10 protein-coding genes are annotated in these 22185 nt (G+C 68.6%); 7 read left to right on the forward strand and 3 right to left on the reverse strand.

From position 1 onward, the window contains the following. Positions 1-9: 9 nt before the first annotated feature. From ABNQ39_RS14325 to ABNQ39_RS14355, 7 genes are all read left to right on the forward strand, one after another. Positions 10-6831 (forward strand): tape measure protein, encoded by a 6822-nt coding sequence (locus tag ABNQ39_RS14325; RefSeq protein ID WP_376958195.1) that lies wholly within the window; start codon positions 10-12, stop codon positions 6829-6831. Beyond that, entirely contained in the window at positions 6831-8405 is a 1575-nt protein-coding gene (locus ABNQ39_RS14330) for a hypothetical protein (protein WP_376958196.1), read from the forward strand. The genes ABNQ39_RS14325 and ABNQ39_RS14330 overlap by 1 nt, the downstream gene beginning before the upstream one ends. Positions 8406-8408: 3 nt before the next feature. Beyond that, a complete protein-coding gene (locus ABNQ39_RS14335; RefSeq protein ID WP_376958197.1) occupies positions 8409-9320 on the forward strand; it encodes a hypothetical protein in 912 nt (303 codons plus the stop codon). Next, a complete protein-coding gene (locus tag ABNQ39_RS14340) occupies positions 9317-11416 on the forward strand; it encodes a hypothetical protein (RefSeq protein WP_376958198.1) in 2100 nt (699 codons plus the stop codon). Before ABNQ39_RS14335 ends, ABNQ39_RS14340 begins: the two co-directional genes overlap by 4 nt. A gap of 8 nt (positions 11417-11424) precedes the next feature. Continuing rightward, the gene (locus tag ABNQ39_RS14345) at positions 11425-11907 is read left to right on the forward strand and encodes a DUF4376 domain-containing protein (RefSeq protein WP_376958199.1); all 483 of its coding nucleotides are present in this window, start codon (positions 11425-11427) and stop codon (positions 11905-11907) included. Between the two features lie 72 nt (positions 11908-11979). Next, positions 11980-12741, forward strand: coding sequence for a lysozyme (locus ABNQ39_RS14350; RefSeq protein WP_376958200.1), 762 nt, complete (start codon positions 11980-11982; stop codon positions 12739-12741). A gap of 168 nt (positions 12742-12909) precedes the next feature. Then, entirely contained in the window at positions 12910-13116 is a 207-nt protein-coding gene (locus ABNQ39_RS14355) for a hypothetical protein (protein ID WP_376958201.1), read from the forward strand. Positions 13117-13208: 92 nt separating this feature from the next. Here ABNQ39_RS14355 and ABNQ39_RS14360 read toward each other — a convergent pair whose 3' ends face one another. The 3 genes from ABNQ39_RS14360 to sfsA form a co-directional block, all read right to left on the reverse strand. Continuing rightward, complete coding sequence (locus tag ABNQ39_RS14360) at positions 13209-19988, reverse strand: cadherin-like domain-containing protein (protein WP_376958202.1); 6780 nt, start codon at positions 19986-19988, stop codon at positions 13209-13211. A gap of 564 nt (positions 19989-20552) precedes the next feature. Then, complete coding sequence (gene map / locus ABNQ39_RS14365) at positions 20553-21362, reverse strand: type I methionyl aminopeptidase (protein ID WP_098740647.1); 810 nt, start codon at positions 21360-21362, stop codon at positions 20553-20555. A gap of 60 nt (positions 21363-21422) precedes the next feature. Then, positions 21423-22160 (reverse strand): DNA/RNA nuclease SfsA, encoded by a 738-nt coding sequence (gene sfsA / locus ABNQ39_RS14370; protein ID WP_376959793.1) that lies wholly within the window; start codon positions 22158-22160, stop codon positions 21423-21425. Positions 22161-22185: the final 25 nt, after the last annotated feature.

Raw genomic sequence — 22185 nt, forward strand, 5'->3', positions numbered from 1 at the left:
GAGACCGGCATGGCTGATTTCCCCGGCATGATGGTGCCGGTCGGTGCGGACGACAGCGGCCTGCGGCGGGTGCTGTCGCAGGCGGAAGCCCGCGTCGACCGGTTCGCCGGCCGCGTCGACGGGTCCGTGCGGCGGGCCGCTGGCAGCTTCGACGCGCTGGGCAGCGCTGCCGGCCGTGTCGCCGGCGTGGTCGCCGGCATCGGGCTGGCGCAGGGGGCCGGCGAAGCGATCAAGGCGGCCGACGCCTGGAGTCTGTCCGCCTCGAAGATCGCGCTCTATGCCGGTGCCGGCGAAAAGGCGGTGGCCGTCCAGGAGCAGCTGTTTCAGGCCGCGCAGCGCGCCCGCTCGGCCATGGAGCCGACCGTCGGGCTCTACACCTCGCTGGCCGACGCCGCCCTCACCATGGGCAAGTCCCAGGGCGAGGTGATCCGGCTGACCGAGACCATCTCCAAGACCTTCAAGATCTCCGGCACCGAGGCCGGCACCGCCGCCGGCGCGCTGGTGCAGCTGTCTCAGGCGATGGCCAGCGGCGTGCTGCGCGGCGACGAGTTCAATTCGGTGATGGAGGCCTCGCCGCGGCTGGCCAAGGCCCTGGCCGAGGGGCTGGGCGTGCCGCGGGGCGCCCTGAAGTCGCTGGCCGAGCAGGGAGCGCTGACCGCCGACAAGGTGGTGACCGCGCTGCTGAAGCAGAGCACCGCCATCGACACCGAGTTCGGCCACATGGCCACGACGGTGTCGGACAGCCTGACGGTGCTGGCCAACACCGCCCAGCGCCAGATCGGCCGGATGAATCAGGCGGTCGGCCTGACCGCCGGCATTTCGTCCGGCATCCTGGTGCTGGCCGACAACCTCGATGCGGTGACCAAGGCTGCCGGCGGTGCCGCCCTGGCGCTGGGCGCCATCGCCGCGGCGCGGACGATGCCGACCGGCATTGCCGCGGTTACCCAGGCGATTAATGACCAGCGCGTCGCCCTCTACGCGAAGGCGGTGGCTACGGCCGAGGCCGCCAATGCCGAGAAGCTGGCGGCGGCGCAGGACCTGATCCGGGTGCAGACGGCGCGGGCCGCCACCGTCGCCACGGTGCAGGCGGCCGAGGCGGAGTTCGCGGCGAAGGCCGCCGCCGCCAGCAGTGCCGCAACCACGCTGGCATCGGCAGAGTCGGCGCTGACGTCGGCCCGGGCCAAGACGGCGCTCACCACCAACGTCTATGTGCTGGCCAAGGCGCTTGCGACCGAGCGCGATGCCGAGGCCACGGTGGTGATGGCGCGCGAGGCCTCGATTGCTGCCGACGCGGAAAAGATGGCCTCGCTCGCCCGGCTGCGCGCCGCCCAGCTCGCCACCGCCGCGGCCGGCGAGGCCGTGGTGGTCGCCGACGCCCACCTCACCACGATGGCGGTGAGCGCCAACGCCGCGAGCGTCGCTCTGGCGCAACGGGCCTCGCTGCTGACCGCGGCCTGGAACGGGGTGAAGGCCGCCGGCGCCGGCATGCTCGGAGTGGTCGGTGGGCCGTGGGGGGCGGCGCTGCTGGCCGGTGCCGCGGCGGTGGCGGTCTTCGCCACCCGCACCACGGCGGCCGAAGCGGCGGCCGACAGTTTCGAGCACGCGCAGCGCGCCGCCCAGGACGCGGTGAAGGACTCGGCCGCGGACGTCGAGCAGCTGGCCACCCAGTACGGGCGCCTGTCCGACAGCATGCGGGCGGTGACCCGGATCAAGCTGGACGAGGCTCTGGCCGAGCAGGCCAAGGCGATCGCCGCCCAGCGCAGCGCCGCGTCGGCAGCGGTCTACCGCCCGGATTCGGTGGCGCGGCCGGTGTCGGGCGACTGGAACGTGTCCACCGACAGCGCCGGCTCGGCCCGCGTCTACGAGCGGATGGGGTTGGCGGCCGACCGGGTGGACCGGCTGCGCGTCGCGTTCCAGGCCTTCCGTTCGGCCGCGGCCGACGATCCGGAGGCCATCGCCAACCTGGTGCGCGTGCTGGACGAGGTCGGCCGCAACGCCGGCGCCGCCGGCAAGCCGTTGCTGGAGCTGGCGCAGCGTCTGGCCGATCCGGCGACCAAGGCGGAAGCCGCGGCCAAGACGGCGAAGGAACTGGCCGCCCGGCTGGCGCTGCTGGCCAATCCGGCCGACGAGGCGGCCAAGGCGGTGCTCGCCGCCGGCCAGACCGCCGACACCGCCGCCTCGCGCTTCGCCGGGCTGGGCTCGGCCGTGGGCGGCGTGGCCTCCAAGCTGGCAGAGCTGGGGGCCAAGAGCTGGACCCTGTCGCTGCCGGAAGGGCTGGAGCGCCGCGTCGGGGAGGTGGTCGGGCCGCCGCCCGAGCAGAAAACCCCTGTCGTCACCGGCCTGCAGGACCGCGGCCGGTCCTCCGACGACACCGCCTATCAGAGCTGGGACGCCCAGCGCGACGTCGTGCGCGGCCGGCTGAAGAGCCGGATCGTTCCGGCGGAGTCGGCGGAAGCGGTGCGGCTGCTGACGCTGGAGGCCGACGCCACCGAAAAGCTGGCCCGGGCGCGGGCATCGGGCAACCCGGCGACGATCAAGGCGGCCGAGGTCGAGGTGGAGGTCGCCAAGCGGCTGCGCGAAGGCCTCGACCCGGCGCAGGAGGGCAGCACCCGCACCCAGCTGCTGCGCAAGGCGCGGGCCGAGCTGGCCGGCGAGGTGGGCGCCCAGGTCACCCAGCTCACTATGGACGTCGCCGCCCAGCAGCGGCTGGCGGCGGCGGCCGGCAAGGGCGAAGCCGCCCAGCGCGCGGCGGCGGCGGCCAACCGCGTGGCGGCGGCCGGGCTGAAGGGCTATGGCGATGCTGCGGCGGCGGCCGAGGCGCAGGTGGAGGCGCTGACCGTCCAGCAGCTGCGCAAGGACGCCGACCAGCCGATCCAGGACCGCATCCGCTCGGCCCGGGCGCTGATGGACGCCTACGAACAGGGTCCGAAGGCGGTCAAGGCGGTCGAGGTGGCCGAGCAGGCCCACACGCTGGCGCTGAAGGAAGGCGAGGAAGGGACTCAAAAATACAACGAGGCGAAGGCGCATTACATCGAGCTGCTGACCCAGGCGCAGCAGTTGGAGTCGGCCGCGGCGGCCGGGCCGATGCTTCAGCAGCAGCGCGACCAGCTGGAGCTGGGACAGAAGCAGCTGCAGTTGATCGGCGCCTCGGCCGAGATGCGCGCGGTGGAGCTGGCGCGCACCCAGGCGCTGATCGATCTGCGCGACCGCAACATTGACGCCGCCAGCCGGGAGGGGCAGGCCTATCTGGCCAATGCCGAAGCGCTCGCCCGGCAGAACCTGGCGCTGGAGCGGACCAACGCCGCCTACCAGGAGCTGGAGCGGTTCGGCGACCGCAGCTTCGATGCCATTCTGCAGAAGCTGTCCGCCGCCGGCAAGTCGACGATGTCGTGGGCGGACGCCATCGGCACCGTCAGCGTGGAGTTGCAGCAGCTCGCGCTGAAGATGGCGCTCATCAACCCGCTGAAGAACTGGGTGACGGGCAGCAACTTGCCCACGGCGTTCGATTTCTTCGGCGGCAGCAGCGGGCAAATGGGACAGGCGGGGCCGGGCAGCGGCCTGACCGGCAGCCTGACCAATACGGCGTTGAGCAAAGGTGCCGGCTGGGCTGCCGACAAGCTGGGGTTCAGCACGACGGGGATCGTGGACCAGATCGGCACAAGCGTGTTTGGCATCGCCCCGACCGCTGCCGCCGTTGGGTATGCCGCTCCTACGGTCACGCTGGCGAACGGCGCCGTTGTGGCTGCAAGTCCGGCAGTCCAGGCGTCGCAGATCGCCATGCTCAGCGAGACCTCACCAGCCTTCAGCGCCGGCGCCGGGGGTGTGGGAGGGTCCGGTCTCGGGCTGGGCGGAACCCTCAGCGCCGCCGCCCCGTACGGCATGATCGGCGGCATGGGCGGCGCCTACCTGTCCAACCGATTCATGGGCGGGTCCAAAATCGGGGGCGGCCTGACCGGTGCCGCTCTTGGCGTCGGATCCATGGCGGCTGGAACTGCCGCTATGGGCGCCATGGGGATGGGCGCTGCGGCTTCGGCGGCCGGCGTCAGCGGCATGGCGGGCGCGACGGCGGCCCTGTCCGCCATCCCGGTGTACGGCTGGGTCGCCGCGGCGGTGCTGGCGGCGGTCATGGCGATCGGCGGCTCCCAGAAGCCCACCGTCGGCCCCAACAGCAGCGGCAACATCGTCCTGAACGGTACGGGCGGGTTCCGCACCGACGTGGCGTTGGCGGACAACGGCGCCGACGCCGGCCAGATGCAGCAGATCACTGACGGGGTCGCGACCGCCATGAACGTGCTCGTCACGGGCATCGGCGGCAAGCTGACCGGCGGTGACGGCGCGAACACGGGGCTCATCCAGCAGTTCGCGAAAGACGGCAAGTGGTACGTCACCCCGACCGTGGGTGAAAAGGCGGGGCAGAAGACCGCGTTCACCGACCAGAACGAAGCCATCGCCTTCTATATGCGGGAGTCGTTGAAGGGGCTGATCGGCAGCGGCCAGCTGACCGGCGTCAACGATGACGTGAAGAAGGCGCTGAGCACGTCCAAGGCGACCAAGGCCGAGGATCTGGCCAACGACCTGGGCTTCGCCGCCGGCTTCCGCCAGCAGCTCGACGTGATGAACGCCAGCCTGGATCCGACCAACAACCTGCTGAAGACCTTCACCGAGAACGCCAAGGCCATCGGCGAGTCGGTGAAAACCAACATCACCGATTGGCGGAGCAAGGCCAGCGAGCTGGGGCTGGCGACCGAGACCGAGCTGACCGCCGCCGCCCGCAAGGGCATCGAGGCGATGATGGGTCTCGGCCCGGCGGCAAAGCCGCTGGTGGGCATGGCCGCGGCGACCAAGCAGGCCGAGATCGAGTTCGAACAGTTCCGGCCGGCCCTGCTGTCGCTGGGCTACACCACCGGCGAAGTGGCCGAGCTGGCGACGCGCTACACGAAGAAGCTGCAGGACAGCTACGCCGAGGCGGTGGCGTATGTGCAGCGGCAGGGTGCGGTCGCCATCGAGGCGCTGATCGACCCCCACGCCAAATCCAGCGCCCTGGACCGGCTGCAGGGGCTTGGTCTCGACCGCGCAAACGCGGCGGTAGCCGGACTGGCCGGTGTCATCGACGGGGTGGAGCGGGCCGCTGCCGCCGGCACGCTGACCATCGAGGCCGAGCGGGTGGCGCTGGGCCGGCTGAACGGTGCGCTCTACGACGGCACCATCGGCGGCGACCAGTACACCGCCATGGTGGGCTATCTCACCCAGGCGTGGAGCGACAGCGCCGATGCGGCCGGGAAGGCGGCGCAGAAGGCATCCTGGCAGGCTGACGTCACCGGCCGGATGATTGCGGCGCTCGGCAACAGCCGCGGCGCTGGGCTGATCGCGCTGGACGCCCAGCAGGCGGCGGCTCTGGCCGACGCCAGAGCTGCCGGCTACGACACCACCCAACTGCGCCTGGTGCAGGCGGCCGAGCGGGGTGCCCAAGCCTTCACCCTGGCACAGCAGGACCTGCTGGACGCCTATGACCGCGAGATCGCCGCCAAACAGGAGGTGGTCGACTCCATCCAGTCCGGCGCCATCGCCCTGTTGCAGGCCGCCCAGCAGTTCAAGGACGCCCGTGCCGCCCTGCGCGAGGGCGACGACTCGCCGCTGGCACCGCGGCAGAAGATCCAGGAGGCAAGCGACCGCTTCGACGCCGCCTATGCGGTGCTGCAGGACAGCCGCTCGACCGATGCCGACAAGGACACCGCCCGGCAAACCCTGCTGCAGGTCGGCCCCACCCTGGTGGCGCTGGAGAAGGCGGCCAGCGGCGGCACCGCGTCGGTGCTGTTCGACAAGGTGGACAGGGTCTTTGCCGAGCTGGGCGACACCGGCGGGCTGAGCCTCGACACCGCCACCCAGGACCTGCAGGTGGCGCAGGACCAGCTGAAGGAGCTGCAACGCGCCCGGGCCGACGCGGCATCGATGGGGCAGCGTCAGCTGGGCAGCCTGTCCGGCCTGCGCGACGTCATGGACCAGAGCTTTGCCGTCTGGCAGGCCGCGCTGTCCCCGCTCCAGACGCTGACCGGGACGACGCCCGGAACGACCCAGCCGACCACGGTCAACTCTGCCCGCTACGCAGCTTCGGCTGCTGTACAGGCGCAATGGGACAGCCTGTCGGCCGGTGATCAACTGGGTGTTGCCCGGCGGATAGGATGGCAAGGGGGCATCGACGAAGCCTTCAACATCTGGCTCGCCACAACCGCGGGCAAGGCGGGCCGCTTCGAGTCCGCGGTTTCCACCGCCGACAAGCGGAGACGGTTGCAGGCCTTCAGTGCTGCCGACATCGAGGCGAATTTCGGACAATTCCCGGACATTCAGGCCGCGCGGGCAGCCAATCCAGATTTCAGCTTGGCCGAATGGTTCCTGCGGGCCGGCATCGATGAGGTGCTGGCTGGGACGCGGCGCATCCCCGGCTTTGCCACCGGCACCTTGTCCACCCCACCCGGCGCCGTGTGGGTGGGGGAACGCGGGCCGGAGCTGCTGTGGCAGGGCGGTGGGGCGGCGGTGGCCTCCAGCGCCGACAGCCTGCGGATCGCGTCGGCCTTCGACGCGGCGGTGAGCGGCCTGTCTCCGCCGGCACCGACGGTCTCCTTCCGCCGTCCCGACCTCGACGCCGGCGGCGCCGGCGTGGCCGAGCTGCTCGAGGCGGTGGAGGGCCTGCGCGACGAAGTCCGCGCCATCGGCCACGACGCCCTCACCCAGCGCGCCCGCATCGGCGCCGATGCCGCCGCCCTGCTGGCCCGCGTCGAGGCGGCCACCGGCGACCTGCCCAGAAAACTTGCCAACACCCGGAGGGCCGCCTGATGAAGGTGCGTCTCGTCGACCTCACCCTGTTCCACCGCCCCAGCGGCCATCGCCACCGGCTGCCGCTGGCCACCTTCCCCGGCTACCAGTCCGGCCCGGCCGACAGCCCGCCGAACGTCACCTGGCTGCCGCTGGTGACCGCCGGCGCCGACGCGTCGGTGTCGGTCGGCAGCCTGGGGGCTGCGGACGGGCAGGCCGAGCTGCGGATCGGCGATCTGGTGCTGCGCAACGAGGCCTCGCGCAATCCGGGACAGCGCTTCGCCACCGTGCAGGACCTCGACACCGGCGCGTGGTCGCGCCTCGCCCTCGATGACCGGCCGCTCAACCTGCTGCTGACCGGCGACTATGTCATCCAGGCGGTGACCGAGCGGGAGATCGAGGACGGGGCGCCGCTGGCCGAGGCGGTGACCATCTGGACCGCCCGGGTGGGTCAGCCCAAGCCCAAGCGCACCGAGATCGCCCTGCCGATCTACGACTCCCGCCTCGACTACGACACGCCGATCCAGACCGAGCGCTACAAGGGCACCGGCGGCTATGAAGGGCCGGCCGAGCTGAAGGACACGCTGAAGGAGCTGCCGCTGGGTCACTGCCCGATGGCGCGGCCGACCTATCTCGGCATCGTCGACGGGTATCACCGCTGGTCCGTCGGCGGCGGCAAGCCGGTGCAGGACGTGCCGCGGGGCTGGTCTTCCGGTGTCGGGGTGGCCAAGCAGAGCGGCACGGTGCCGGCGGACAATGCCCACTTCACGGTCGACCTTGCCAGCGGGATCGTCACCACCACGGTGAGGTATGCCGACTTCCGGGTCGAGGTGCTTGGCCGGACGTTCAATGGCTTCTACCGCCGTTACATCGGGGAGCTGATCGCCGCCTTGGCCACCGGTGCCGGGTTGGCCAGCACGGTGGACAGCGCCGGTATCGACGCGGTGCCGCGCACGGTGGGGCTCTTCCTCGCCGCCGGCGACGGCACCACCCATGCCGCCGCTTATGCCAAGTTCGTCGGCAGCGTACCGCGGGGCGGCTGGTTTGTCGGCACCGACGGCCAACTGGTGGTGACGCGGGTTCCCCGTCCCACCGCCGCTGCGGCAGTCCGGGCCTACAGCAGCGCTGCCGGCACCACCACAGGCCTGCAATATGTCGAGGGCCAGCACAACCCGCCGGCCAAACAGGTGGTGCTGCGCTGCGCCCACAACCCCAGCCCGTCCAGCAGCGCCGCCACCGACGCCACCGCGGCCGACGCCACCCGCTGGACCCAGGAGTGGGTCGAGGTGCCATCGGCCACCGACGCGGCGATTGCCGCCGCCTGGGGCAGCTCGGCCAAGGTGGCCACCGTCGAGACCGCCCTGACCTTCAGCGCCGATGCGGCGGCCGAGCTGCCGGCCTGGGTGGCCGAGCTGTCGGCGCCGCCCACCCTCTACGAGCTGCCGGCGCTGGACGGGGCGCCCGGCATCTGGATCGGCGACACCGTGACGGTGGAGGACGACATCGCCGGCTTCGCCGATGGGGCGCCGGTGGTGGTCTACGGCCGGACCATCGCCGACCGGACCGGCGGTGCCACCCTCTATGTGGCGCGGTGAGCCATGGCCACCGGACTTCTGGCTCATATCAATGAGCTGTCGGAACAGGACTGCGCCATCACCGGTGCCGCGGCCGACTGGGCAGCAACGGCGCCGCTCGATGCGCTGAAGACGCTGCCGCTGGTGGACGCCGCGGTGTCCACCCGGATCGGCAGCCGGGACGAGCCGGTGGTGCTGGAATGGGAGTGGGACCGGCCCATCGACCTGACCTATGCCGGGCTCTACCGCACCAACCTGTGGAAGACCGGCCGCATCCGGCTGGAGGCCTTCAAGACCAGCGCGCGGACCTCGCTCGCCTTCACCACCCAGCATGCCAGCGGCATCGACCGCCTGGTGCTGCCCGGTCTCTACGATCCGAAGACCCTGCGCTTCGGCGGTGAGAACACCGTGCTGGGCCAGCTGGGCGCGCGGGAGTTCCTGCGCTACCCGACGAACATCCATGTGACGATGCCGCTGTGCAGCGCGCAGGTGCTGCGCTGGACGGTTTACGGCCCGGCCTACCGGGTGACCGGCAGCCGCTACAGCACGACCGAGCAGGCCTATCGCATCGGCTTCGGCTGGGCCGGCGACAGCCTGGCATTCGACCGCCATGTCGGTGCGTCGGCGGAAGGCTACCGCCGCGGCGGCAAGGTGACCGAGCTGGCCGGCGGCGGGGTGGCGGTGGAGCCCGGCCGCGGCCGGCGGACCGCCACGCTCGACCGCACCGTCAACGAGGCCGGCGACCGCGACCGCCTGTTCGACTTGGTCAACTTCCTCGACGCCGACCGGCCGGCGGTGTGGCTGCCGGACACCGACAGCGCCTTCGACTGCTACCGCTATGGCGGGCTTTTCCAGGTCATCGAGGACTTCAGCCAGAAGTATCTGAACGACCTGCACAGCGCCGCCACGATCAATCTTGGTGAGGTGACGACATGACGACGCTGGCCACCATGCTGGCGGCAGCCCAGCGGCTGCTGAGCTACTACAACGGCGACGAAAAGACGGCGCAGAACCCGGGCGGCCTCACCGGTGTCGGTGGCATGGCCGACAACTGGGATCCCTGCATCCAGGACATCGGCACGGTCGCCCAGGGTATGGGCGACGTCTACACCGACCTCTCGGCAAAGACGACGGCGGCAGCTGGAACTGCCACCGCAGCGGCGGGCAGTGCCGATGCCGCCCATACCTCCGAACTCGCCGCCGCCGGCAGCGCGGGCTCGGCGGCCGGGAGCGCGACCGCAGCCAGTGGCAACGCGACCGCTGCCGCCACCAGCGCCGGTGCGGCGGCCGGCAGCGCCACGGCTGCCGCTACCAGCGCCACCCTTGCCGGCCAGTATGCGGCGGCAGCCGGCGGGTCGATCCCGTCGGTCAGGCTGACCTGGGACACGGCGACGGCCGACGCCGATCCCGGCAACGGCAAGGTGAGGCTGAACAGCGCCACGGTAGCCGCTGCGACAGCCCTCTTTGTCGACAACCTGGATGCTTCCGGTGCGAGCATCGCCGCGGTGCTGGACCGGTGGACAGCCAGCACCAACGCGGTCAAGGGCACGCTGCGGATCGGCCACCGGACCGACACAACCAAATGGCTGGAGTATCAGGTCACCGGCACTGTGGTGGACGGGACCGGCTATCGCAAGATCACGCTGACCGGCGGCACCGGGCCGGGGGGCTTCGCAGCCGGAGACCCTGTGGCGGTCGGCTTCAGCCGGGCCGGCGACGCCCCCACCACCTTCGGCGCAGGCACGGTCGCGGCGCCCGGCTGGGCTGTGACAGGCGATACCGACACCGGTCTGGCACAGCTCGGTGGTGCGAACACCGTCTCGCTGGTCGCCGGGGGCACCGAGAGCCTGCGGGCCGTCCCGATGGCAAGCGCCGCCAACTGCCTGACCGTCTCAGCAGCCGTGGCCGGCGACCATCCGTATCTGATCCCCATCGGAGCGGATGCCAACATCGGCATCAATCTCAAGACCAAGGGCACCGGCCCTGTTCTGTTTCGCGGCGGCGACCACTCTTTGCAGGCCGCAGTCAATCCGGTGGCTGGGGCGACCCGCTATCTCACCTTGAGCGGGAGCAACGGCGGTTCCCCTTCGATCGGCACCAGTGCCGGCGCACTGAACCTGACCTCTGCGACAGGTCAGGTGCTGATCAATGGCACGGCTATCGGTAGCGGCGAGGATACGGCGACCTCTATTGCGTCGGCGGCCACCGTCGATATCGGCGGCACGACCGCCAAGGCAATCAAGGTCACCGCCGGCACCGGTCCGATCACGGCCTGGGGCACCGTGGCTGCTGGCGCGCACCGAGACATCACCTTCGCCACCTCCGTCACGCTGACTTACAACGCTACCAGCGCCATCCTGACCGGCGGAGGTGACATCAGCGCGGCAGCCGGCGACACTTGCCGGATGGAAAGCCTGGGGTCCGGCAACTGGAAAATGCTGTCTTACCAGCGGGCCAACGGAAGCGCGCTTGGAGCCTACACCACCCAAGCGCTTAGCACGTCCGACAAGTCCGGCAATGCCACGCTTTCCAACAGCAATCGCACCGTCACGACGGCGGACGGGGTGGTGGCTTCAGGCCGCGCTGCCAATTACATATCGATCCCGGTGTACTGGGAAGTGGTGGTCAACACAGTTGGGACAAGCAATGCTGGCGTGGCTGGCGTTTTGGCCCCTGTCACCGATTATCTGACGAACAGCGCCTATGGTTGGGGCTATCTCGCCAACGGCAACAAGGGAAACAACGGCTCCGCCTCCGCCTTCAGTTCCGCATGGTCGGCCGGGGATAGGCTGTGCTTCGCTTACAATCCATCCTCCCGCGGGCTGTGGATGGGCAAGGTGGTTTCCGGCGTCGCTGTGTGGGGAGGCGGTGGCGACCCTGTGGCGGGGACAAGCCCCGCCTACACCATTCCGGCCGGCACGGCGGTATTCCCCTCTTATTCTGTGAATAGCAGCGGCGCCGGCCTGACCTTCGCGTTTGCCGCCGGTCAGCAGACGGCGGCAGCCCCCACCGGCTTCGCAGCTTTCAACTGAGGCGACCCATGGACGAGATCGACAACGTCGAGACCTTCGACGCAAAGACCCACCGGATGACCGGTGCCTTCATCGAGACGACTGACGAAGGCACCGGCCGCATCACCCGAAAATGGACTATCGAGCCGATCCCGCTGGACGAAGTGAAAGCGGCGCGCAAGGGCGCAGCGACCGCCCTTCGGTGGCAGAAGGAAACCGGCGGCATCGTCATCCGCGGTGTGACCGTCGCGACCGACGACCGGTCCAAGACGCTGATCCTGGGCAAGCGTGCCAAGGCCCGTGAGAACCCGGACATGACGTTTCGGTGGAAGGCAGCCGGCGGTGAGTGGGTGGACCTGACGGGGGTGCAGATCATCGGCATCGCCGATGCCGTTGCCGATCACGTTCAGGCCTGTTTCGACCGGGAGGGTGAGCTGCACGACGCCATCGATGCCGCCACGGATGCCGCCGCCGTGCTGGCGGTGGACATCGCCGCCGGCTGGCCCGACTGACGCCGCGACAACACTCCAACCCCTGACCGACCCGGCCGCCGCGAGCGGCCTTTTTCATGCCCGGAGGATCCCATGCGTGCCATTCCGCAAGCCGCCGTCGAGCTGGTGAAGGAGGCAGAAGGCCTCCGCCTCACCGCCTACCCGGATCCCGCCACCGGCGGGGCACCCTGGACGATCGGCTACGGCCACACCGGCCCGGATGTGCGGCCGGGCCTGCGCATCACTGAGGCGCAGGCCGAGCAGCTGTTGCAGGACGATCTGGCTGCCGCCGCTGCGGTGGTCGACCGCGCCGTCACCGTCGAGCTGAGCGACAACCGGCGCGGGGCGCTGACCGCGTTCGTCATGAACGTCGGTGTCGGCCGGAAAGCCAAGGGCAAGGACGCCGGTAAGGATGGGTTCGTCGTGCTGAAGACCGGCCAGCCCAGCACGATATTGCGCAAGTTGAACGTTGGTGACGCCGCCGGCGCCGCGGCTGAGTTCGCCAAATGGACGCGCGGCGCCGGCAAGGTCATGCCCGGCCTGGTCAAGCGTCGGGCGGCCGAGGCGGCACTGTTTCTGTCGGACGAGGCCCACCCCGTCAGCCGGGTTGCCGAGCTGGCGCCGGCGATGAAGCCGATGGCCAAGTCGGTCAGCGCCGTCAGCGGAGGCGGTGCGCTCGGCCTCGCCGGCGTTGCTGTCCTGCTGGACCAGGCGCGTGACGTCTCGACCGCCATCAAGGAGCTGCTGGAGACCCTGCCGTCCGGGGCGATGGGCTGGGCGGTGGCCGCCCTGCTGGGGCTGGCCGTGGCAGTGATGCTCTACCGGCGCTGGGATGACCAGCGCAAGGCGGCCTGATGCTGGCCTTCCTCGCCACGGGCTGGGGCCGAGCGGCTACCGCCCTGATCCTCGTCAGTGTGATGCTGGCGGGGATCGCCACCTTCGGCGCGCTTCAGCGCCGGGCAGGGCGGCAGGATGCCGCCCTCGAGTCGACCACACAGGCACTCCGGAACGCAGAGGTGCGCCATGGCATTGAGGACGATCTGCGCCGGCATCCTGCTGGCGCTGCTGAGCGGCTGCGCGACCAGTGGAGCCGGGACTGAGGGCGGTTGTACCGCCTTCCGCCCGATCTACACCAGCCGGGCCGACGTGCTCACCGACGGCACGGCCGAGCAGCTGCTGGCGCACAATCTGACCGGCGTCCAGCTGTGCGGATGGACGCCGGCGCGCTGACATGGACCTTGCATCCTGCAATCAAGCTTTCCGACAAACCACCCTTTGACGGACAACCAGCACGAACGTAAAGGGAAGCGGAAGCGCCAGCCTCAGAATTGCGCCACTACCCAGATGTCGTCTGACGAAAGAGAATGAACGTTCAGCAAAGCAATGGGCGTCGCCGCCAAAGATCCATTGCCGTCAGGATCGTAGGAAAGCTGGCCTGTCGTGGTACTGAATACAATACGGTCGTCCATATCCGCCGGTGCGTTGAGAGCAAAGTGGCTGGCGTCGAGCGGGCCGACCGGTAAGTTGCCGAAACCAACTCCCACCAACTCGATCCGATCTACCCCGGATTGGAAGTCCGTTATTGTGTCGATGCCATGGTTTGCACCGGTGAACAAGAACCTGTCTGCTCCGGTTCCTCCAGTCAGCATGTCACTCCCAGTGGAACCGAACAGGACATCGCTGCCGGTGGTGCCAATGTAGGAGCCCAGAGTGGTAGGTGAGGCCGTGAAGGTCCGGGTGACGATGGCGGTTCCGTTGCCGGAAGGCTGGCGCCAGGACGCGGTGAAGCCGCCATCAGGGCGGGCCGTGAGCGCCGGTGCCTGATACGGATAGCTTCCTTGCCCATTCACCGTGAGGGCAGTCGGAATTCGTCCGTCGCTCAAGGTGAATTCACCGCCCAGAGCCTGTCCCTGGGCGGAGAAGCGCCGTCCTTCCACCAGATAGCTCGTCGCATCGGCCGAAACCCAAGCGGTCATGAAGCTGCCGTCGGCCAGTCCGCGCACGGAAAGCTGATACTGGTCGCCTGGGGTCAACTGGTTCAGCATCACCTCGCCGGTGCGCGCCGTACCGTTGGCGTTGAAGACACGGGCGTATGCTCCGTAGCCGCTGCCGTCCTGAAAGCGCGAGGCCCAGACGACCACCCAGCCGCCGTCTTGCAGGCCGGTCAGTGTCGCGTAGCTCTGATGGTCCGCAGTAGTGGTGGTGACGCGAACCTCCCCGCCGACCGGTTGGTTTGAGGCGTCAAAGCGCTGCATGTAGACGCCACTCAGGCTGCCGTCCTGCCCGTTGCCCGACACCCAGGATGCCACCCAGCCGCCGTCGGCCAACGCAGTGACGACCGGGTTGTTTTGCGAATCAGCCGTATAGCTGTTGAGGTGGACCTCTCCTCCCATCTTCTGGCCCTGGGCGTCGTAGCGCTGGGCGTAACTGCCCCATTCAGGATCGCCAGGCTGCCCTTTGGCGGTCCACGCCACCACCCAGCCGCCATCGGCCAAGGTTGTCACTGAAGGGAAGCGGCGTGGAAGAGTGCCGGTGTTGCCGTTGACCGTCTCTTCGGTACCCACCTTCGTGCCGCTGCTGTCGTAACGCTGCTGCTGAATAATGCCGCTGGTCGCATTCAGCCAGGGCCCATCCATCGAATGCCATGCCACGACGAAGCCCCCATCAGGCAGCGCGGTCACCACCGCCGACCCCTGACTGTTGGTGGTAACGGTGTTGACCCGGAACGCCTCTCCTGCCGGCGCGCCATCGGCCCTGTAGCGTCGGGCATACACATCGGAGCTGTTGCCTTCCGCCGTCCACCACACCGCCACATAGCCGCCGTCGGTCAACGTCGTGAGGCGGCCCTGGTCGATCACGAAATCAATCGGCCCGGTTGCCTGCCCGATTTGCCGGCTTGGGCCTGTAATCAGCGAACTGCTTCGAGGCAGTGTTGTCATAGTCCCGCTGGCCCAGTCACTCCAGCGCACGCCGTCGGAACCGCGGACCCGAAAGTCATCGCTGCCGATGCCTGTACCGCCGTGCCATTGAACCGTGCCGAGTTCATCGGCCGAGACCAGGATGTCGGTACCGGTCTCCTGACGCACGCCATTCACGGTGAAATAGCCGCTCCCCTCCCCACCGGTCTGATCGACGAATTGGTAATGAGTGAGTTGTTGCAGGCCCCCCGCCCCCCAGCGTTCGCCTTGAACATGCGAAGAACACACCAGCGCTTCGCCGCTCAGTATGGTTCCCTGGCCAGTGGCGCCACTATTGGCCGATACGATCGGCGGCACATCGCTCGCCATAAAACTACGTGTAACGATTGCAGTTCCACTGCCGGAAGGCTGGCGCCAGGACACGGTGAAGCCGCCATCAGGGCGGGCCGTGAGCGCCGGTGCCTGATACGGATAGCTTCCTTGCCCATTCACCGTGAGGGCAGTCGGAATTCGTCCGTCGCTCAAGGTGAATTCACCGCCCAGAGCCTGTCCCTGGGCGGAGAAGCGCCGTCCTTCCACCAGATAGCTCGTCGCATCGGCCGAAACCCAAGCGGTCATGAAGCTGCCGTCGGCCAGTCCGCGCACGGAAAGCTGATACTGGTCGCCTGGGGTCAACTGGTTCAGCATCACCTCGCCGGTGCGCGCCGTACCGTTGGCGTTGAAGACACGGGCGTATGCTCCGTAGCCGCTGCCGTCCTGAAAGCGCGAGGCCCAGACGACCACCCAGCCGCCGTCTTGCAGGCCGGTCAGTGTCGCGTAGCTCTGATGGTCCGCAGTAGTGGTGGTGACGCGAACCTCCCCGCCGACCGGTTGGTTTGAGGCGTCAAAGCGCTGCATGTAGACGCCACTCAGGCTGCCGTCCTGCCCGTTGCCCGACACCCAGGATGCCACCCAGCCGCCGTCGGCCAACGCAGTGACGACCGGGTTGTTTTGCGAATCAGCCGTATAGCTGTTGAGGTGGACCTCTCCTCCCATCTTCTGGCCCTGGGCGTCGTAGCGCTGGGCGTAACTGCCCCATTCAGGATCGCCAGGCTGCCCTTTGGCGGTCCACGCCACCACCCAGCCGCCATCGGCCAAGGTTGTCACTGAAGGGAAGCGGCGTGGAAGAGTGCCGGTGTTGCCGTTGACCGTCTCTTCGGTACCCACCTTCGTGCCGCTGCTGTCGTAACGCTGCTGCTGAATAATGCCGCTGGTCGCATTCAGCCAGGGGCCATCCATCGAATGCCATGCCACGACGAAGCCCCCATCAGGCAGCGCGGTCACCACCGCCGACCCCTGACTGTTGGTGGTAACGGTGTTGACCCCGAACGCCTCTCCTGCCGGCGCGCCATCGGCCCCGTAGCGTCGGGCATACACATCGGAGCTGTTGCCTTCCGCCGTCCACCACACCGCCACATAGCCGCCGTCGGTCAACGTCGTGAGGCGGCCCTGGTCGATCACGAAATCAATCGGCCCGGTTGCCTGCCCGACAATCGTCTGGACTCCTGCGACTAGCGATGCCGTAGTTCCCAAAGCCAAGGGAGGTGCATCGACCGTCACCCTGACCATCCCATTTGTCATGGCGCCATAGGGGTCGGAAACCGTGTATTCGAAGCTGGCCGTCCCGTTGAAATCTGGAGCAGGCACGAACACGACGTTGTTGCTTGCATCGAGCGACACATGTCCGCCGACCGCCTCCTGAACCGAGACGATGTGGAGCGGATCTCCATCGGGATCGCGGTCATTGGCCAGAAGGGAAGCAGCCGTCATCACCAATGGCTTGCGACTGTTCAAGCCGCGCGCATCGTCGGCCGCCACCGGTGCATCATTCCTGCCCTGCACGGTAACGCTCAACGACTGCGCCGTGGTCGCGATGCCGTCAGTCACGCCATAGCCGAAGGTCAGCGTGGCGCTTTCCCCCGCCGCCAGATCGTTGAACTGTCCCGGATCGATGGTCAGCGCCGAGCCGTTGCGCGTCACGCTCACCGCCCGCCCGCCGGTCTGGCTGAAGCCCGTCACCAACAGAACGTCGCCCTGGTCCGGATCGCTCGCCCCCTGCAACAGGTTCACCACCAGCGCCGCCGCATCTTCGTCGGTCACCGCCGTCACCGGCCCGCTTACCACCGGCGCATCGTTGCGGCCGGCGACCGTCACCGTCAGAGTCCGTGGCGTGGCGTCGCTGCCGTCCGACACCCCATAGGCGAAGGTCAGGTTGGCGCTCTGCCCCGCCGCCAGCCAGCCGAACTGCGCCGGGTCGAGCCCCAGCACGCCGTTGCTCACGCTCACCGCCGCCACCGGCCCGCCAGTCTGGCTCAGCCCCGTCACCGACAACGGGCCGCCCTCGAAGTCGAAGGCCCCTTGCAGCAAATCCACCGACAGCACAGCCGCGTCCTCGTCGGTGGCAGAATTCAGGTTGCCCGGCAGCAGCGGTGCGTTGTTGGCGTCCAGCCGTAGCAGCGCGTCGGCGAACTGCACCCACTCCACCCCCTGCAGCGTGTCGTTGCCCTCGCCAGACGCCGTCGCCTGGATCGTCCAGTCGGAACCGACCTTCGTCGCCACATAGTCGCGCACGCTGCCGGCATAGACCGCGGTGTCGCTGCCCGAGCCGCCGACCAGCGTGTCGTTGCCGCCGCGCCCCTCCAGCACATCGTTGCCGGCACCGCCGTCCAGCCGGTTGGCGCCACCGTCACCGCGCAGCGTGTCGTTGCCGGCCCCGCCGGTCAGATGCTCGATCGACAGCAGCACGTCGCCCGCCGCATCGCCGAGACTGCCGCCGCCCGCCGCGAGGTCCACCGCCACCGCGGTGGCCGAGGTGGCGTAGCTCGCGGTGTCGCTGCCCGACCCGCCATCCAGCGTGTCGGCCCCGGCTCCACCGATCAGCGTGTCGTTGCCGGCGCCGCCCGTCAGGCTGTCGTTGCCGGCCCCGCCGTCGAGCAGGTTGGCCCCTCCGTCGCCCGACAGCGTGTCGGCGAAGCCCGAACCGGTCAGGTTCTCGATCGACAGCAGCACGTCGTCCGCCGCATCGCCCGCCGTGCCGCTGCCGCTCGCCAGATCGACAACCACCCCGGCCGCGGCCGTCGCGTAGCTGGCGGTGTCGGTGCCGGTCCCGCCGTCCAAGGTGTCGGCTCCGGCCCCGCCGATCAGCGTGTCGTTGCCTGCGCCACCCGACAGGCTGTCATCGCCGCCGGCCCCGGCCAGACGGTTGGCCAGATCGTTGCCACTGCCGCTGAACGGGCCGCTGCCGGCGTAGGTCAACAGTTCGACATTGGCGCCAAGCGTGTAGACCGCCAAACTGGTCCGCACCTCGTCGGTACCCTGGCTGGTCAGCTCCGTCACCACGTCGCCAGCATCGTCGACGATGTAGATGTCGTTGCCGGCTCCGCCGGCCATGCTGTCGGCGCCCAGCCCGCCGTCCAGGACGTTGGCGCCGCTGTTGCCGGTCAGCACATTGTTCAGTTCGTTGCCGGTGGCATTGATCGCCGCCGAGCCGGTCAGGGTGAGGTTCTCGATGTTGGCGCCCAGCGTCCAACTGACCGAGGCGTTCACCGTGTCGGTACCCTCGCCCGCCTGCTCGACCACCACATCGCCGGCATTGTCGACGACATAGAAATCATTGCCGGTGCCGCCGACCAGCGTGTCGGGCCCGCCGCCGCCGTTCAGCGTGTCGTCACCCTCCAGACCGGTCAGCAGGTTGGCCGCGCCATTGCCGATAAGCAGATTGTTGGCCGCGTTGCCGGTGCCGGTGAGGGCAGCCGAGCCGGTCAGGGTGAGGTTCTCGAAATCGGCCAGCAGGGTATGGCTGATCGAGCTCTGCACCGTGTCGATGCCCTCGCCTGGCAGTTCGACCAACACGTCGCCGATGTTGTCGACGACATAGGTGTCGTTGCCGGCGCCACCGATCAGGGTGTCGGCTCCCGCCCCGCCATTCAGCGTGTCGTTGCCCTCCAGACCGGTCAGGACATTGTCTGCCGCCGTGCCGGTCAGGCTGTTGTCGAGGTCATTGCCGGTGCCGGTGAGGGCGCCACCGGTCAGCACCAGCGCCTCGACATTGCCGCCCAGCGTGTAGTCGACGGCGCTGCGCACCGTGTCGCTGCCCTCGCCGGCCAGTTCAACCACTTGGTCGCCCGCATCGTCGACGATGTAGGTGTCGTTGCCGCTGCCGCCGATCAGGCTGTCGGCACCGGCGCCGCCGTCGAGCCAGTCGTTGCCGGCGGCCCCCATCAGCGTGTCGTCGCCCGCCCGGCCGCGCAGGGTGTCGTTGCCGGCGCTGCCGGTGCCGGCAAAGCTGCCGGAGCCGGTGTAGGTCAGCACCTCGACATTGGCCGCCAGGGTGAAGGCGGACAGCGAGGTCCGCACCTCGTCGGTGCCCCCGCCGGCGGCCTCCACCACCAGATCGGCCGCATCGTCGATGATGTAGGTGTCGTTGCCCGCCCCACCCATCAGCGTATCGAGGCCCAGCCCGCCGGCCAGGGTGTCGTTGCCGGCTCCGCCTTGGAGGCGGTTGTCCAGCTCGTTGCCGGTGCCGCTGAAGGCACCGGCGCCGGTGAAGGTCAGCGACTCGATGTTGGCGCCGAGCGTATAGGCGGTGAGCGTGGTGCGGACCTCGTCGGTCCCTTCGCCGGTCAGTTCAGTGACGACGTCGCCGGCATCGTCGACGAGATAGACGTCGTTGCCAAGCCCACCAACCAGGGTGTCGGCACCCAAGCCGCCATCGAGCGTGTCGTTGCCGTCCAGCCCGACCAAGCTGTCGGCCCCCGCACCGCCGGTGAGGCGGTTGTCGAGCGCATTGCCGGTACCGGCGAAGGCAGCCGAGCCGGTATAGGTGAGGTGCTCGACCCCATCGGCCAAGCTGTAGGCGAACAAGCCGGTGCGGACCTCGTCGGTGCCTTCGCCCGCCGCCTCGACGATCCGGTCGAGAGGGTTGGCGATCAGGTAGAGGTCGTCGCCGCTGCCGCCGGCCAGGGTGGCGCCCGCCACCGCATCGGCTGCACCACCAGTCAGAGTATCGTTGCCGGCCCCGCCGAACAGGCTGTCGGCGCCCCCGGCACCATCGAGGCGGTCGTCGCCATCCAGACCGTACAGTTCGTCATCGGTCAAGCCACCGATGAGCGTATCGTTTCCACTGGTACCCGTCAGGATGGACATCGGACAGCGCTCCCCCAAGCGATTGGAGTGTTAGCTGTACGAATGGAATGCACATGAAGTCAATTCTTGCGTGAGTTGAGCAAGATGATGGTGTTCGTCCGGGAAACCGCCGTTTGATAGCCAGTTGCCAAACTGTCAGGAAACCTGCGCTGAGGATGGCTTCCCGGAAAATTTGTTTGTCGGACGGGTTTCCGGACAAACCCCAGGAGGGTGCGGAATGCAATTTTGCCCGTCAGGTCAGAGGGGGTCCGACTTTCCCACCTATTCCCTAACTCATTGAAATTCCTTAGGGCACGATGATGGGTGGAAGTGGGAAGATCTCAAGATAGCCAACAAAGTCAACGTTTTCGTAATCAGTAGGTCCGGGGTTCAAATCCCTGTTGCGGCACCAGTTTCTTCAAGGGCTCGGCAAGAAATTGCCGGGCCCTTGGTCGTTTCGGAGGTATTGCTCTATTGACCGTCGCGGCGCCGGTCGACCGAGTGCTTGGCGGTTGCCGCAAACAACTCGGGCGCCGCATCTCCCGACACGGCGCCCGCCTTTCACCCCCGACAAACCCGTCAACCCTACTCCACCGGGTAAGGCGGCTTCGTGTAGCCGGCCGGCGACAGGGTGAAGATCTCCGCCCCATCCGCCGTCACGCCGATGGAATGCTCGAACTGGGCGGACAGCGACTTGTCCTTGGTCACGGCGGTCCAGCCGTCGCCCAGGATCTTCACGTCGGGGCGGCCGGTGTTGATCATCGGCTCGATGGTGAAGATCATGCCTTCCCGCAGGACCAGACCTTCGCCCGGCTTGCCGTAATGCAGGACCGACGGCGGCTCGTGGAAGACGCGGCCGACGCCGTGGCCGCAGAAGTCGCGCACCACCGAGAAGCGGTGCGATTCCGCGAAGGTCTGGATGGCATGGCCGATGTCGCCCAGCGTGGCGCCCGGCTTCACCGCGGCGATGCCGATCATCAGCGCGTCATAGGTGACGTCCACCAGCTTGCGCGCCTTCACACCGACGTCGCCGCACAGATACATGCGGCTGCTGTCGCCGTACCAGCCGTCGACGATCGGCGTGACGTCGATGTTCAGGATGTCGCCGTCGACCAGACGCTTGTCGCCGGGAATGCCGTGGCAGACGACATGGTTGACCGAGATGCAGTTGGCGCGCGGAAAGCCGCGATATCCCAGCGGGGCGGGGATGCCGCCATGGTCGCGGATGAACTGCTCCAGCAGGCGGTCAAGCTCGCCCGTGGTGACGCCCGGCTGCACATAGGGGACGATGTAGTCCAGTGCCAGCGCGGCGAGACGACCGGCCTTGCGCATGCCTTCGAATCCCTCCGGACCATGAAGGCGGACGCGGTTGGATTCGACGTGATCCTGTTCCAAGACGAAAGCCCCTATGCCAGGTAACCAAAAGCCGGATGCCGAAGGCCTGCTGCCGCGACCCTAAAGCCGGATCGGCAGCGGCCGGTCCAATTCAATCGATTCGGGCGTGATCGCGCAAGACCAACACAGCGCCTCCACCCCCGAATCCAGTGCGCGGCGCAGTCCGTCATGATAGGCCGGATCGAGATCGGCCGCCGTGCGGAAATGGGAACAATCGCCGCGCTGGACAAGGTAGAGCATGACCGCGCGGCAGCTCTGCGCCACCATCGCCGTCATCTCCTCCAGATGCTTGGCGCCGCGGGCGGTGACGCAGTCCGGAAACTCGGCGGCGTCGCCATGCGGGCCGTCGGGGCGGCGCAGATGGACGTTCTTCACCTCGACATAGGTGAGGGGACGGGCGCCGGGCTTGGCCGGATCGTCCTCCAGCAGCACGTCGATGCGGCTGTTGCGGCCGTATTTCACCTCGCGCCGCAGCCGGTCGTAGCCGGCCAGCTCCGGGATGGTGCCGGCCGAGATCGCGGCGGCGACCAGGGCGTTGGGATGGCCGGTGTTGACGCCGACCAGCCCCTCGCCCCAGGGGGCGGCGGCCTCCACCAGCTCCAGCGTGTGGGCCAGCTTGCGCTTGGGATTGTCGGAGCGCGACAGCCAGACGGCGGAGCCGGGGATGTCCAGCCCGATCATGCTGCCGGAATTGGGGACATGCGCCGTCACCTCCACCCCGTCCAGCAGGACGTCGGCGAGAAACCGCTTGTAGCGGCGGATCAGGCGGCCTTGAAGAAGGGGGGTGGGAAAGCGCATCTTGGCGGCGACGCTACCCTTGGCC

This window comes from Azospirillum sp. A26 (assembly GCF_042604635.1).
GTDB lineage: Bacteria > Pseudomonadota > Alphaproteobacteria > Azospirillales > Azospirillaceae > Azospirillum > Azospirillum palustre.

Excerpts from the sequence above, each read along its gene's own strand:
- ABNQ39_RS14350 (WP_376958200.1), top strand. The coding sequence starts at position 11,980 with ATGCGTGCCATTCCGCAAGCCGCCGTCGAGCTGGTGAAGGAGGCAGAA.
- ABNQ39_RS14360 (WP_376958202.1), bottom strand. The coding sequence starts at position 19,988 with ATGTCCATCCTGACGGGTACCAGTGGAAACGATACGCTCATCGGTGGC.
- ABNQ39_RS14330 (WP_376958196.1), top strand. The coding sequence starts at position 6,831 with ATGAAGGTGCGTCTCGTCGACCTCACCCTGTTCCACCGCCCCAGCGGC.
- ABNQ39_RS14355 (WP_376958201.1), top strand. The coding sequence starts at position 12,910 with ATGGCATTGAGGACGATCTGCGCCGGCATCCTGCTGGCGCTGCTGAGC.
- sfsA (WP_376959793.1), bottom strand. The coding sequence starts at position 22,160 with ATGCGCTTTCCCACCCCCCTTCTTCAAGGCCGCCTGATCCGCCGCTAC.
- ABNQ39_RS14335 (WP_376958197.1), top strand. The coding sequence starts at position 8,409 with ATGGCCACCGGACTTCTGGCTCATATCAATGAGCTGTCGGAACAGGAC.
- ABNQ39_RS14345 (WP_376958199.1), top strand. The coding sequence starts at position 11,425 with ATGGACGAGATCGACAACGTCGAGACCTTCGACGCAAAGACCCACCGG.
- ABNQ39_RS14325 (WP_376958195.1), top strand. The coding sequence starts at position 10 with ATGGCTGATTTCCCCGGCATGATGGTGCCGGTCGGTGCGGACGACAGC.
- ABNQ39_RS14340 (WP_376958198.1), top strand. The coding sequence starts at position 9,317 with ATGACGACGCTGGCCACCATGCTGGCGGCAGCCCAGCGGCTGCTGAGC.